This window comes from Paraburkholderia acidisoli, from assembly GCF_009789675.1.
In the GTDB taxonomy this organism is placed as follows: Bacteria; Pseudomonadota; Gammaproteobacteria; order Burkholderiales; family Burkholderiaceae; genus Paraburkholderia; species Paraburkholderia acidisoli.
The window spans coordinates 342,250-356,080 of record NZ_CP046915.1 but is presented as its reverse complement, the minus strand read 5'-3'; the positions used below and the strand labels follow the sequence as shown (position 1 = coordinate 356,080).

The following is a 13,831-nucleotide window of genomic DNA, read 5'->3' as shown; positions in this document are numbered from 1 at the left end:
ATGCCCACGGGCGAATCCCTGGCGATTCGCCCGTGCCGCTTCCGTCATTCGCTTTCCCGGCCCGGAGACCGCCATGAAGAAACTCGTCAACGCAACGTCGCAGGTCGTGCGCGAGATGCTCGAAGGCATCGCGTGCACCGCACCGCATGTCGCCGTGCTCGGCGACGAAAACGTACTCGTGCGCCAGCCGCTGCCCGCGCGCGAAGCGCGTGCGGTGGCCGTCATCTCGGGCGGCGGCAGCGGCCACGAACCCGCGCACGGCGGCTACGTGGGCGAGGGCATGCTGAGCGCGGCCGTGTGCGGCGAAGTGTTCACCTCGCCGTCCACCGACGCCGTGCTCGCCGCCATTCGCGCGAGCGCCGGGCCGAACGGCGCGCTGCTCATCGTCAAGAACTACACGGGCGACCGGCTCAACTTCGGCCTCGCGGCGGAGCTCGCACGCGCCGAGGGCATTCCCGTGGAGATCGCCACGGTCGCCGACGACGTTTCGCTGCGCGCGACCACCTCGCGTGCGCAACGGCGCGGCATTGCGGGCACGGTGCTCGTGCACAAGATCGCGGGCGCGGCGGCCGCGCGCGGCCTGCCGTTGAACGAGGTGGCCGCGCTCGCGCGTGCCGCCGCCGGTAATCTCGGCACCATGGGCGTGGCGCTCGACGGCTGCACGCTGCCGGGCGCCGACCACGCGGGCTTCCAGCTCGCCGCCGACGAAATCGAACTCGGCATGGGCATACACGGCGAGAAAGGCGTCGAACGCGTCGCGCCCATGAGCGCCGACGCCATCGCACAAACGCTGCTTGCGAATATCGTCGACGAACTCGGGCTCCAGCGCGGCGAGCGCGTGGCGCTGCTCGTCAACGGCCTGGGCGCGACGCCCGAAATGGAACTGGCGATCGTGACCCGCGCCGCGTTCGAGCAACTGGGCGCGCGCGGCCTGACGGTCGAGCGCGCATGGACGGGCACGTTGTTGTCGGCGCTGAACATGCCGGGCTGCTCGATCTCGCTGCTGCGCGTGAGCGACGACACCCTCGCGTTGCTCGACGCCGCCACGCAGGCTCGCGCGTGGCCAGGCGGCGGCGCGGTGAACCCGCGCATCCGCATCGAAGCGGATACGGCGATCGCGCGCGACGACGCGCCCGCCGCGCCCGACGCGCGCGCGCATGATCCGGCATGGTCGGCGCGGCTTCAGCCCGCGTTCGCCGCCGTGGCGCAAGCGCTGCTCGAGCACGAAGCCGTGTTCACCGAACTGGACGAGAAAGCAGGCGACGGCGACCTGGGCGCGAGCATGCGGCGCGCCGCAGAGGCAATGCGCGCGGTGCCGGCGAGCGCCCTGGGTTCGCCCGCCGGTGCGCTCGCCGCGTTAGGCGGCGCCTTGCGGCGTGCGATCGCGGGCAGTTCCGGCCCGTTCTACGCCACGGCTTTGCTGCGCGCGTCCCGCGTGCTGGCGGATCTCCCGCAACCTGGCGCGCGCGACTGGGCACACGCGCTGCGCGCTTCGGGGCAAGCGATTGGCGAATTGGGCGGCGCGAAACCGGGCGACCGTACGATGCTCGACGCGCTCGTGCCCGCGGCGGAGGCGTTCGAGAAAGCGCTCGACGCAAGCAAGCCCGCTGCGCAAGCGTGGCAGGATGCGGTGCACGCCGCGCAAACGGGCGCGCAAGACACGGCGCAAATGATGCCGCGCGCGGGCCGCGCGAGCTATCTGGGGGAACGCGCCGTGGGTACGCGTGACGGCGGTGCGGTGGTGGTGGCGTGCTGGCTCGAAGCGTTGACGCCGTTTATCGTCGATACGAAATAACAGGCAAAAACGAAGACGCGAAAACGCGCGTGGCAAGCGCCTGCCACGCGCGTTTTCGTTTGCCTTCACATGATCAGGAATCCAGATGATTCAGCCGATGGAGGCGGAATCACGGAACGTCGACGCTCAGAAGTGAAACTCCGCCATTACCATCGGCGCGGAGGTTTTCGTGCTGACAGTTTCGCTCGACGGCGTGCCGTACATGTTCTTCCAGTATTCGTAGCCCACGCCCACATATGCCGTGCGCGGATGCCCCGCGAACGAGCCCACGTCCGCGAGCAGCGAGACGCGCGTGAGGAATTCCGTGGTGGTCGGCACGTTGAAGCCGTCGCGGCCCTTCGGTCCCGTCACGCTCGCGAAGCCGCGAAACACCAACGGCACCATGGCCACGCGGAACGGCACGAGCCACGAGCTTTCGATGTGCCACGCGGTGTGGAAGTGCACGTCCACGCCCACGATACCGTTGTGGTTGCTCTCGGTGCGGCCGCCCGCCGTGATGTTCCAGAAGCCGCGCGGTACCGCGAATTCGATGGTCGGGCCGAACACCAGCATGCGTGCGCGTTCGGAGTACGAATCGTTTTTCGTGCCGAACTCATAGCCGATGGTCGCGCCGTAGTCGCGCACGAAACCATGACCCACCGAGCGGCCGAGAATCTTGCCCGCGCTCAGTTCCACCCGGCCCACGCTGTAGACTTCCTGCGCGCCGCCGTTGGACGGGCCGCCCGCCTCGGGATTCGCCGAGTTGGAGACGAGGTAATCGACATTGAACGCGTAGCTGCCGAAGCGGAAGCCGCCCGTGGTGGTGAGGTAGCCGATGTTCTGCGCGACCTTGTCGGGCACGCCGGGGTAGTGGAAGTTGCTGCCGTAACGGTAGCCGATATACGTGTCGTTCCAGACAAGCGGCGGGCTGCCGTCGTCGGGCTGCACCTGGCCGGCGGTGGGCGCCGCGCCGTTGGGTTGCGTGGACTGCGATTGCGGGGGCGCTGAGCCGTTCGGCGCGGATACCACTTCCGCGTGTGCGAATTCGGTCAGGCAGCACAATACGGCGATGCCAACGAGGGGCTTGCGCATAGCGCTCAGTGTCGTCTTCATTGTCTCCGTTGCCTTTCTGTTCTTTATCGACCACGTGCGTTGTCTCGATTCCATCGGGCGATGGAAAGCCGGGTGGCCTCGGCTGCCGCTGATACTAAGAGAACAATCGCCGCGTGCCCCTATACAAAACGCCGATTCGCTGGCACTTTTTCTCTTTCTTCGCAGGGCGTGCGAGGGGCGCGGTAAAAAGTCCCAGTGAAACTGCGATTTGTGTAGGGACGCCCGCCTGCGCTTCGCCTAACCTTGGCGTTAAGGGATAAAAATGCGGGCCGGCAAGCCACGACATCCCGCGCGGCGGCGACTCACGCGAACGGAGACAGCACGCGCAACGCAATGCGGCAACGCCCTGTGGCCATGCGTAGTGGCAATAAGCGGTGGCAACGAGCGGTGGCAATAAGCGCATGGCACGCGTTGACGAATAAATAACGGAGGCACTTCGCAGTGGATTTCAGTACGTTTTTGAAAACTCTCGTGGCAAGCGCGGCGGGCGTGGCGCTAAGTGGAACCTGCGCGATGACGTTGACGCAGGCGAATGCGGCGGAACCGGCAACGCAAGCGGCGCAAGAAGGCATGCTGCTGCTCAACCGCATCGGTCCCGTCACCTCCGACCTCTATGTGGCCAACGCCGACGGCTCGAACGAGCACAAGCTCTTGCCCACGCCGGGCTTCGACTATCACGCGTCGTTCTCGAAAGACGGCGAGTGGATCGTGTTTACTTCCGAGCGTGACGGCTACGGCGAATCGAATCTGTATCGCGTGAAAATCGATGGGTCGGGTCTGCAAAAACTCACCGACCATATTGCCGTGGACGACGCGGCCGCGTTCTCGCCCACGAACCCGAACGTGATCGCGTTCGTGTCGTCGCGCCGCGGCGCGAACGGTTTCGGCACCACGAATATCTGGACGCTGAATATCGCCACGGGCGCGCTGAAAAACGTGACTGGAAAGCTCCCGTTTGATGCGTCGAAGCCGCATAGCTTCTTCCGTCCTTCGTGGTCGCCGGACGGCAAGTGGATCGCGCTGTCGTCCGACATCGGCAGCGACTGGCGCGGGCACAATCTGCCGGTGGGCTGGGAGCGCACGCAGGAAAGCAGCATCTACATGATTCATCCGGACGGCACGGGTTTCAGGAAGATCGCCTCGCGCGCGGGCTACGACGAAGGCTCGCCCTCGTTCTCGCCCGACGGCAAGCGCGTGGTGTTCTACGAAACGCCGGTCGAATCCACCTGGGGCGCGCATCGTCCCGAGGGCATCAACAAGGTCAGCTCGCAGATCGTGGCCGTGGATCTCGCCTCGCACGCGCGCAGTGAACTCACTGCCACGCCCGGTTTCAAGGTATTTCCGCAATACGTGAACGACACAACCGTGGCGTATCACGTGAAGGGCGGCGACACCGAAGGCCTTTACAACACGGCGGGCATGTTCCGCGGCACGCGCGACACGGGCCTGCGCTCGCCGCATTATTCATACGACGGCAAGCAGGTCGTGTACGAGAAGGTCACGTTCCGTCCCGCGCATGCGAACGGCACGCCGCTGTTCAGTTTCGATCCGAAGTGGAAGTACACGTATATCGACGTGTTCCCGCAGCTTTCGCTCGACCGCAAGCAACTCGTGTACACGGAAAAAGCGATCAACTCGTCGATCGCGATCATGAACGCGGATCTCAGCGGTTACCAGCGCATTTACGATCCGGCCACGAGCGGTCTCGACGCCACGCTCGTGAAGCAAGGTCTCGCGGGCGCGTTTCAGCCCACGTGGTCGCCCGACCGCAAGTGGGTCGCGTTCGGCGTGGGCAACTGGTTCTTCATGCGCGCGGGCGGTCCCGGCCGCATCATGCGCATCAAGACGGACGGCAGCATGGACGGCAAGCCCGAAGTGCTGACCGACGGCACGGAAAACGCAGGCTTCCCGAGCTATTCGCCGGACGGCACGAAGCTCGTGTACCGCGTGTGGAGCGAGAAGGACAAGGGCCTGCGGATCCTTGATCTCGGTACGCATCAGACCACCGTGCTGACCACGGCGGAAGACAATCTGCCGGGCTGGTCGCCGGACGGCTCGAAGATCGTGTTCACGCGCAAGCAGATCAACCCGGCCGATCCGAACAAATTCAACTACGACGTGTTCACGATCAAGCCGGACGGCAGCGATCTGCGCCGCCTCACTTCGGACGGTTCGAACCAGGGCCATGCGGTGTGGACCTACGACGGCCGTATCGCCTATAGCTCGGGTACGTATGGCTTTCGCGACGAACTCGCGCTCTACGACAACAGCTTCCAGCCCGATGGCCAGAACTGGGTGATGAACGCGGACGGCAGCGACCCGCACGCGATCACCGACACGCTCTGGGAAGAAGCCATGCCGATGTATGTGCCGAACCCATAACGCCGGGTTCTAGCGATCTCCCGCAGGTAGCGACTTGAGCGCCGTGCATTGCACGGCGCTTTTTTTATCGTCGATGGCGTGAGCGACCGTTATGCGCATATCGCCATGCGCATATCGTCACGCGCTGACCGCCACGTGTTTATCGCTTGACGCGAAACACGCGGTCGCCGGCCACGACGTACACGGCTTCGCCCGCCGTTTGCGCGCTGACTTCGAAGCCGCCCGTGAACGCGCCGAACGCCGGCAGCACGCCCGCGCGCGCGCCGAAGCGAAAGCACGGCAAGCGCGCGCGATCGCTGCCGGTGGCAATGCGCAGCACGGGATGTTCGTGGCCCGCGAGCGCATACGCGTGCTCCGTGGTTTGCGGATGATGGCACAACGCCCACGGCCCGAACCGGTAGGGCTCGATCACGGTTTCCATGCCGAACTCGTCGGGGAGCGCGCCCGCGTGGCGGTCGTGATTGCCTTCGACCAGCACGAGCGGCAACGCGGGGTGCCGCGCGCGCCAGCGGCGCAACGCGCCGAGCATTTCGGCAGCGTGCGATTCGCGCGCGTGCAGCAAGTCGCCGAGAAACACGATCGATTCGGGCGCATGCGCGGCGATCAAACGATCGAGCCGTCCGAGCGTTTCTTCGGTCGAGCCCGCGGGCACCGGAATGCCGCGCGCGCGGAACACGGCGTCCTTGCCGAGATGCACGTCGGCGACAAACAGGCTCTTGAGCACGGGGTCGAAGGCCGCGCGCTCGGCGCACAACGTCAACGCGTGGCCCTGCACGTCGACGGTCAGCGAATCAGCGCTCATGGCTGTCCTCGCGTTGCGCGGCCTTTTCGAGTTCCGCGAGCATGCGTTCGACGCGATCGGCGAGCTTTTCCGTGGTCACTTTCTCACGCAGGCGCGCGACGATCAGCGGAAACGCGAAGGGCGTGGGCTTCTTCGGGTGCGTGAGCACGAAGCGGCTTTCGCTCATGCGCACGAGGGCTTCGCGCAGACGTTTGAGTTCGAGTTCCTGCAACATCACTTCCTGATCGGCTTGCGCGAGCAGCAGGTTCGCGCTGTCGTGCTTGCGAAAGACTTCGTAAAAGAGGCTGCTCGACGCCTGAAGCTGGCGCGCGCTTTTTTGCTGCCCGGGATGCCCTTGATAGACGAGCCCCGAGACGCGCGCGATTTCGCGAAACCGCCGCGCGGCGAGTTCGGAGGCATTGAGGCTCGCCAGGATGTCGTGTTCGAGATGCTCCGGCGAGAACAGGCCGCCGTCGATCAACGCTTGCCAGTCGAACGGTTGCGCCGAGAGCAGCTCGAAGCCGTAGTCGTTCATCGATATGGAAAACGTGCTCGGTTGATCGCGCGCCACGCGCCAGCCGATCAGCGCGCCGAGCCCGATATGCGCCATACGGCCCGCGAACGGATAGCAGAAAAAGTGGTGCCCTTCGCGCGAGCGCACGCTTTCCGCCACCAGCACGCCGGGACCGGGCAACGCCGACCACGTGGCCTGCAGGTCGAGCAGCGGCTTGATCGCGCGCATTTCGGGTTCGTCGTAAATGCCGTCGTTGGCGCGCGCGAGCATCACGAGCGCGGCTTCGGCGAGTTCCGAGGAGAGCGGCATCTTGCTGCCCGCCCATTGCGGCATGGCTCCGCGCGACGAGGTGGCGCGCTTCACGTAGGCGGTCATGTCGCGCACGCGCACGAGTTCGAGCGCGCGGCCGCCGAACGTGAAGACGTCGCCGGGTTTCAACCGCGCGATGAACGATTCCTCCATCGCGCCAATGCGGCCGCCCGAGAGATACGCCACGTTGATGGTTGCGTTAGCAACGATTGTGCCGACGTTGTTGCGATGCCTGCGCACGAGGTCTTCGCGCGGCACGCGGTAGACGCCGTCGTCGCCGGCCACCACGCGGTGATAGTCGGGATACGCGCCGAGCGAGGCGCCGCCGCGTTCGACGAAGGCGAGCGCCCAGTCGAACTCCGCCTGCGTGAGATCGCGGTACGCGTACGCGGTGCGTACCTCGTCGTAGATCGCGCCGGGCGTGAAGCCGCCGCCGATCGCCACGGTCACGAGATGCTGCACGAGCACGTCGAGCGGCTTGAGCGGCATGTCGCGGCCTTCGATGCGCTGCGTTTCGATGGCCCAGCGCGCGGCCGCCGCCTCGACGAGTTCGAGCGCATGCGTGGGCACGATGGTCACGCGCGAGACGCGCCCCGGCGCGTGCCCCGAGCGGCCGGCGCGCTGCATCAGGCGCGCGACGCCTTTGGGCGAGCCGATCTGGAACACGCGGTCCACGGGCAGAAAATCGACACCCAGATCGAGGCTCGACGTGCACACGACCGCCTTGAGCTTGCCGTTCTTCAGGCCGAGTTCGACCCAGTCGCGCACTTCCTTGTCGAGCGAGCCGTGGTGCAGCGCGATCAGGCCGGCCCACTCGGGCCGCAACTCCAGCAGCGCGCGATACCAGATTTCCGATTGCGAGCGCGTGTTGGTGAACACGAGCGAGCTTTGCGCCGCGTCGATTTCGTCGGCGACCGCGCCCACCTGACGCGTGCCGAGATGGCCGCCCCACGGAAAGCGCTCGATCCGCTCGGGAATCAACGTATCGACGACGAGGGTTTTCGGTTGCGCGCCGCGCACCACCACGCGCGGCGTGTGCGTGGAATGCAGCAGCGCATCGTGCGCGAGCGGGAGATTGCCGAGCGTCGCGGAAAGGCCCCACACCTGCAGATCGGGTCGCCAGCTCGCGAGACGCGCGAGCGCGAGCTGCGTTTGCGTGCCGCGTTTGTTGCCGAGCAGTTCGTGCCATTCGTCGACCACGACGAGCCGCAGATGCGCGAGTTCCTCGCGCGCATTGGTGCGCGTGAGCATCAGCGAAAGACTCTCGGGCGTGGTCACGAGCGCCGAGGGCATGCGGCGGCTCTGGCGCGCGCGTTCCGTGGACGAGGTGTCGCCGGTGCGCAGGCCCACGCTCCACGGCACGTTGAGCGCCTCCACGGCTTGCTGCAAGGCGCGTGCGCTGTCGGCGGCGAGGGCGCGCATCGGCGTGATCCAGAGTACGGTGAGCGGCGCGGGGAGCGGCAGTCTGGCCGTCACGGCCGGTGCTTTCGCCTGCGCGCTTTTGCTCGCGTTTGCCTTGGCGCTTGCCTTTGCGCTTGCCTTTGCGTTTTGGGCCGCGTTCTTGGCCGCCCGGTCTTGGGCGCCGTGCCCGGCATACGCGGCGAGCGCGCCGAGCCACACGGCCCATGTCTTGCCCGCGCCCGTGGTCGCGTGCAACAGCCCGCTCGCGCCGCGCGCCATTTCGCGCCACACCTCGCGCTGGAACGGAAACGGCTGCCAGCCGCGCGTCGCGAACCACTGCGCGATGCGCGTTTCCATGGGTTTGGCCGCTTCGTCGGGATCGTAGTGAAACGGCGCGGGTTTGAACGACTCGGCGGCGGCATCGAGCCTGGCCTGCGCCGCCTGCGTGCGCGGAATCCGTCGCGGGCGCGGCTTGCGTTTCGTTCCGGCTTTGGCTTTGGCTCCGGCGCTGGTTTCGTCGAGGTCGCTGGCGTCGTTCTCGTCGATCTCGCGCGAGTCGTCGTGATCGCTCATGCCTGCGCCTCGTTGAGAAAGCCCTTGAGCATGTCGAGCGTGTCGGCGTCTTCGATGGCTTTATCGGTGCGCCAGCGCAACATGCGCGGAAAGCGCACGGCAATGCCCGACTTGTGGCGCGGACTCGCCTGGATGCCTTCAAAGCCGATCTCGAACACGAGCGTGGGCGTCACGCTGCGCACGGGCCCGAACTTCTCGACGGTCGTCTTGCGCACGATGGCGTCGACCTTGCGCATCTCTTCGTCGGTGAGACCGGAATACGCCTTCGCGAACGGCACCAGCGTGCGCGTGCCATTGGCTTCGTCCCACACCGCGAAGGTGAAGTCGGTGTAGAGGCTCGCGCGCCGGCCATGGCCGCGTTGCGCGTAGAGCAGCACGGCGTCGATCGCGTATGGGTCGATCTTCCACTTCCACCAGGTGCCCGAGGCTTTGGTGCGCCCCACGCCATACATCGACGTGCGCTCCTTCAGCATGAGGCCTTCCACGCCGCGCGCGCGGCTTTCCTCGCGCAATGCGGCGAGCGCTTGCCAGTCTTCGGCGTGCACGAGCGGCGAAACGCGCAGCAAGCCGGCGGCGAGTGGCGGCGTGCCGGCCGGCGAGAGCGTCTGCGCGAGCGCGTCGAGCCGCGCGCGCCGTGCGTGCAGCGGTTCGGTGCGCAAGTCGCGCCCTTCGGCTTCGAGCAGATCGTAGGCGAGCATCGTGGCGGGGGAGTCGCTGAGCACTTTCTTCGTCAGCGATTTGCGCGTGATGCGCGGTTGCAGCCGCGCGAACGGCAGCGGCGCGCTCGCGCCCGGCTCCCACGCGAGAATTTCGCCATCGATCACGGTGCCGTCGGGCAATGCCTCGCCGAGCGCCGCGAGTTCGGGAAAGCGTTCGGTCACGAGGTCTTCGCCGCGCGACCAGATCCACACGCGGCCCGCGCGTTTCACGAGTTGCGCGCGAATGCCGTCCCATTTCCATTCGACGATCCAGTCGGTGAGCGGCCCGAGCGTGGCGGGATCGACCTGCAGCGGGTGCGCGAGAAAGAACGGCCAGGGCAAGCCGATATCGCTTTCGTGCGGTGTGTCGACGTCGTCGCCATCGGCCGCGGGCGCGACCAGCCGAAGATAGCGCGCCGCGCTCGGCGACTGGCGCGAATCGGTCCAGCCGACCATGCGCTGCGCGATGCGTTTGTGATCGACGTCGGCAACCCGCGCGAGCGCGCGCACCACGAGTTGCCGCGAGACGCCCACGCGAAAGCCGCCGCCGATGAGCTTGGTGAGCAGGAAGCGTTCGCTCCAGTTCAGTTCGTCCCAGTAGTCGTAGAGGCGGGCGCGCAGCGTGTCCGGATCCACGCCGCGCAAGGTCAGCACGCGGTCTTCGATCCATTGTGCGAGGCCGAGTTCGGATTCGCGCGTGGCGGGCGGCAGCACGTGCGCGATGGTTTCGGCGAGGTCGCCCACGGCCTGATACGACTCTTCGAACAGCCACTCGGGCAGGCGTGCGCGCTCGCGCGCGCATTCCACGAGCACCCGCGTGGGCACGGACTGACGCGGCTTGCCGCCCGCGAGAAAGTACGCGGCCCACGCGGCGTCCTCGGGCTCGGCGCTCGCGAAATAGGTGACGAGCGCTTCGAGCTTGTCGTTGGTGGACGTCGTGGCGTCCAATGCCGCGTAGAGCGCTGCGAAGCGTTTCATCGCGGCGTGCTCGTGGGAGAGATGGTGGAAGGAGCGTCATTCGGCGCGGCCTGCGCGCCGGGTTCCGTTGCTTGAGCCGCATCGGCCGCGTCGGCTTCGATCGCGTCGTCGCCGTATTCGGTCGTGAAGGCGCCCGCGTCGAGCCCCTGTTCGGTGAGCCAGCGCACCATCGGCTCGATCTGGCCGTGCGTGACGATCACGCGCTCGGCTCCCGTCGCGTCGATGGCGTGTTGCAGGCCAGGCCAGTCGGCGTGATCGGACAGCACGAAACCACGGTCCACGCCGCGCCGCCGCCGCGTGCCGCGCAGGCGCATCCAGCCCGAGGCGAACGCGTCGCGGTAGTCGCCGAAGCGCCGCATCCACGTGCTGCCTTGCGCGGAGGGCGGCGCGACGATCAGCGCTTCGCGGAACGCGGCCTTGTCGCGCGCGGCGATTTCGCTCACGAGGCGCGTGGCCGGCAAATCGACGCCGGCTTCGCGATACGCGCGGTTGAGCGGCTCGACGGCGCCGTGGCAGAAGATCGGGCCAATACCGCGATCCACGCTCGCGAGCACGCGCTGCGCCTTGCCGAACGAATAGCAGAACAGCACCGAGGCGTGGCCTTCGGCGGCGTTGTGGCGCCACCAGGCGTCGATGCCCTCGAACACGGTGTGCGGCGGCTCCCAGCGGTAGATGGGCAAGCCGAAGGTGGATTCGGTGATAAAGGTGTCGCAGCGCACGGGTTCGAACGGCGCGCAGGTCGGGTCAGGCTCGACCTTGTAGTCGCCCGAGGCGACCCAGACGCGCCCGCCGTGCTCGACGCGCACCTGCGCCGAGCCGAGCACGTGGCCCGCCGGATGCAGCGAGACGCGCACGCCCTGGTGGTCGATCTGCTCGCCGTAGGCCAGACCCTGTACGTCGATGCCGGGCAGGCGCGAGCGCAGCACGCCGAGCCCCGGCTGCGCCGTGAGGTAGTGCGCGTGGCCGAAGCGCGCGTGATCCGCGTGCGCGTGCGTGATGACGGCGCGCTCCACGGGCCGCCACGGATCGATATAGAAGTCGCCCGGCGGACAGTAGAGCCCTTCGGGGCGGGCGACGATCAGGTCGGACGAATGCTCCACGCGGGGTTCCCGGCGTTAAGGCGCGACATCGGACGCGCGGCGTTGAGGGCGGACGGGGCCGCCCGCCCGGTCAGGCCGAGTCTAATCGGACGGACGAAACTGCATTGCGCCGATGCCGCGCCGCTCGCGCAACCTCGACATCGAACCGTAATTGGGTCGGATACACAGCCCGTAGCGAACGCCGTTCCCGGCTCGCGCATACGGCTCGAATCAACAGGTTAACTTGCAAGTCAAACTGTCGTCCTCTATGCTCCGGCACATGGCTCGCACTCCTCCACCGCTCGATACCGTCGTCGCCGATCTTACGATGGCGATCGGCCAGCTCATCCGCCGCCTGCGCACGGAAGCGCATCCCGGCGATCTCAATCTCTCGCAGTCCAGCGCGCTCGCGCGGCTCGATCGCGACGGCCCGATGACCACCGCCGACCTCGCGCGCGCGGAAGCGATGAAGCCGCAGTCGATGAAGGCGATTCTCGCGACGCTGGAAGAAGAGGGCTGCGTGGCGCGCCAGCCGCATCCCACCGACGGCCGCCAGATCCTGTTCGTGCCCACGGCGAAGGGGCGCGAGGAACGCCGCCGTAGCCAGATCGCGAAGCGCGCGTGGCTGCTCGAGCGGCTGGAACAATTCGACGCGGACGAGATTCGCGCGCTCGACGCGGCCATTCCCATCATCCGGCGGCTCGGCGAAACCGGCACCGCGCACGAGGGGATCGCCGCCGCCGATCGATCGCGCGCATGACCGGGACGACTCGCCGCGCGAGCGCCGCGCTCGACGCCTCGATCTGGAAAATCACGGCCGTGGCCGTGCTGGGATCGTTGCTCGCGCAACTGGATGCGACCATCGTCAACGTGTCGCTGTCGAGCCTCGCGCAGGACCTGCATTCGACGCTTTCCACCATTCAATGGGTCACGAGCGGCTATCTGCTCGCGCTCACCTTCGTGCTGCCGTTGAACGGCTGGCTGATCGACCGTATTGGCGGAAAAGCCCTCTATTTATGGTGTTTTTCGCTATTCACGCTCAGCTCGGCGTTGTGCGGGCTCGCGTGGTCGGCGCAGTCGCTGATCGGCTTTCGCCTGTTGCAGGGCGTGAGCGGCGGCCTGCTCGCGCCCATGGCGCAGATGATGATGAAGCGCGCGGCGGGCGACCAGTTCACGCGCATTGCGGGTTATGCGGCGTTTCCGGTGCTGCTCGGGCCGCTGCTCGGCCCCGTGATCGCGGGCGCGATCCTGCACTACGCCTCGTGGCGCTGGCTGTTTCTCGTCAACCTGCCGGTGGGCGTGCTCGCGCTCGTGCTGGCCTGGTGCTTTTTGCCCGACGACCGCGAAGAGCGTCAGCCGCGCGAACTCGACTGGCCCGGTTTGCTGCTGCTTTCGCCGGGACTCGCGGCCATGCTGCTCGGCGCGGAGCGTATTGCGCAACCCGTGGGGCCGGCCGCCGTCGCGCTGGGCGCCGCCTTGCTCGCGGCGTTCGTGTTCGTCGAGAAGCGCAAGCCGGGGCGCGCGCTCATCGAGCTGCGGCAGTTTCGCAGCCGCGCGTTCAGCGTGGCGGCCGTCGCGCAGTTCCTGTCGAACGGCGTGATGTTCGCGGGGCAGATGCTGATTCCGCTGTACCTGATCCAGGCGTGCGGCCAGTCGCCCGCGACCATGGGCTGGATGCTCGCGCCGCTCGGTCTCGGCATGATGGTGTCGTTTCCCTCGCTGGGCTTTCTGACCGCGCGATTCGGCTCGCGCGCCGTGGCCGTGGGCGGCGCGTTGCTCGCGCTGCTGGCGACGCTGGCGCTGGTCTGGCTCGCGCATCGCGAACTCACGCTGTTCGTGCTCGTGCCCGCGCTGTTTCTGCGCGGCATGGGGCAGGGCGCGGTGGGCTTGCCGGCGGTTTCGGTGGCGTATGCCGCGGTCGAACGCCGCGATCTGCCAATGGCCACGACCACGCTCAATATCGCGCAGCGGCTGGGCGGCCCGACGCTCACCACGCTGTGCGCCGTGTTCCTCGGCTGGATGCTGAATGTGCATGCGGTTCACGCCAGCGTGAACGCGTGGGCCAATGCGTTGTTGCTGCTGGCCGCGTTGCATGCGCTCACGGCGGTGGCGGCACTGGGCTTGCCAGCGCGAACCGACGCGCCGCGTTCGCGCTAGGTTCGCGCTAGTTCTCAACGCGGCTTCGATTCGCGGCTTCGATTCGCGGCTTCGATTCGCGGCTTCGATTCA

Annotated in this window: 9 protein-coding genes; 4 read left to right on the top strand and 5 right to left on the bottom strand. The window is 67.2% G+C overall.

The window, feature by feature from the left end; genetic code table 11:
- Positions 1–73 precede the first annotated feature (73 nt).
- Positions 74–1,795 carry a dihydroxyacetone kinase family protein gene (locus FAZ98_RS23800; RefSeq protein ID WP_158954672.1) on the top strand — a complete coding sequence of 574 codons (1,722 nt, stop codon included), beginning with the start codon at positions 74–76 and terminating at the stop codon, positions 1,793–1,795.
- Between the two features lie 126 nt (positions 1,796–1,921).
- Here the strand turns inward: FAZ98_RS23800 and FAZ98_RS23795 are convergent, their stop codons facing one another.
- Positions 1,922–2,887 carry a hypothetical protein gene (locus FAZ98_RS23795; protein ID WP_233272901.1) on the bottom strand — a complete coding sequence of 322 codons (966 nt, stop codon included), beginning with the start codon at positions 2,885–2,887 and terminating at the stop codon, positions 1,922–1,924.
- A gap of 513 nt (positions 2,888–3,400) precedes the next feature.
- Between FAZ98_RS23795 and FAZ98_RS23790 the strand changes: the two genes are divergently transcribed.
- The gene (locus tag FAZ98_RS23790; RefSeq protein WP_158954670.1) at positions 3,401–5,269 is read left to right on the top strand and encodes a TolB-like translocation protein; all 1,869 of its coding nucleotides are present in this window, start codon (positions 3,401–3,403) and stop codon (positions 5,267–5,269) included.
- A 139-nt stretch (positions 5,270–5,408) separates the two neighbouring features.
- On the opposite strand, the gene pdeM is transcribed toward FAZ98_RS23790, so the two are convergent.
- Genes pdeM through FAZ98_RS23770 form a run of 4 tightly spaced genes read right to left on the bottom strand, consistent with a single transcriptional unit; the run spans position 5,409 to position 11,623 of the window.
- Positions 5,409–6,071 carry a ligase-associated DNA damage response endonuclease PdeM gene (pdeM, locus tag FAZ98_RS23785; RefSeq protein ID WP_158954668.1) on the bottom strand — a complete coding sequence of 221 codons (663 nt, stop codon included), beginning with the start codon at positions 6,069–6,071 and terminating at the stop codon, positions 5,409–5,411.
- Entirely contained in the window at positions 6,061–8,847 is a 2,787-nt protein-coding gene (locus tag FAZ98_RS23780; RefSeq protein ID WP_158954666.1) for a ligase-associated DNA damage response DEXH box helicase, read from the bottom strand. Before FAZ98_RS23780 ends, pdeM begins: the two co-directional genes overlap by 11 nt.
- Positions 8,844–10,523 carry an ATP-dependent DNA ligase gene (locus FAZ98_RS23775; RefSeq protein WP_158954664.1) on the bottom strand — a complete coding sequence of 560 codons (1,680 nt, stop codon included), beginning with the start codon at positions 10,521–10,523 and terminating at the stop codon, positions 8,844–8,846. The genes FAZ98_RS23780 and FAZ98_RS23775 overlap by 4 nt, the downstream gene beginning before the upstream one ends.
- Positions 10,520–11,623 carry a ligase-associated DNA damage response exonuclease gene (locus FAZ98_RS23770; RefSeq protein WP_158954662.1) on the bottom strand — a complete coding sequence of 368 codons (1,104 nt, stop codon included), beginning with the start codon at positions 11,621–11,623 and terminating at the stop codon, positions 10,520–10,522. Before FAZ98_RS23770 ends, FAZ98_RS23775 begins: the two co-directional genes overlap by 4 nt.
- A 247-nt stretch (positions 11,624–11,870) precedes the next feature.
- Here FAZ98_RS23770 and FAZ98_RS23765 point away from each other — a divergent pair, with 247 nt between their 5' ends.
- Together FAZ98_RS23765 and FAZ98_RS23760 are read left to right on the top strand one after the other, a co-directional pair.
- Positions 11,871–12,362: a MarR family winged helix-turn-helix transcriptional regulator gene (locus FAZ98_RS23765; RefSeq protein WP_158956445.1), complete on the top strand. Its 492-nt coding sequence runs from the start codon at positions 11,871–11,873 to the stop codon at positions 12,360–12,362.
- The gene (locus FAZ98_RS23760; RefSeq protein ID WP_158954660.1) at positions 12,359–13,759 is read left to right on the top strand and encodes a DHA2 family efflux MFS transporter permease subunit; all 1,401 of its coding nucleotides are present in this window, start codon (positions 12,359–12,361) and stop codon (positions 13,757–13,759) included. Before FAZ98_RS23765 ends, FAZ98_RS23760 begins: the two co-directional genes overlap by 4 nt.
- Positions 13,760–13,831 lie beyond the last annotated feature (72 nt).

Coding starts and splice junctions, on each gene's coding strand:
- FAZ98_RS23800 (WP_158954672.1), top strand. CDS start 74: ATGAAGAAACTCGTCAACGCAACGTCGCAGGTCGTGCGCGAGATGCTC.
- FAZ98_RS23795 (WP_233272901.1), bottom strand. CDS start 2,887: ATGAAGACGACACTGAGCGCTATGCGCAAGCCCCTCGTTGGCATCGCC.
- FAZ98_RS23790 (WP_158954670.1), top strand. CDS start 3,401: ATGACGTTGACGCAGGCGAATGCGGCGGAACCGGCAACGCAAGCGGCG.
- pdeM (WP_158954668.1), bottom strand. CDS start 6,071: ATGAGCGCTGATTCGCTGACCGTCGACGTGCAGGGCCACGCGTTGACG.
- FAZ98_RS23780 (WP_158954666.1), bottom strand. CDS start 8,847: ATGAGCGATCACGACGACTCGCGCGAGATCGACGAGAACGACGCCAGC.
- FAZ98_RS23775 (WP_158954664.1), bottom strand. CDS start 10,523: ATGAAACGCTTCGCAGCGCTCTACGCGGCATTGGACGCCACGACGTCC.
- FAZ98_RS23765 (WP_158956445.1), top strand. CDS start 11,871: ATGCTCCGGCACATGGCTCGCACTCCTCCACCGCTCGATACCGTCGTC.
- FAZ98_RS23760 (WP_158954660.1), top strand. CDS start 12,359: ATGACCGGGACGACTCGCCGCGCGAGCGCCGCGCTCGACGCCTCGATC.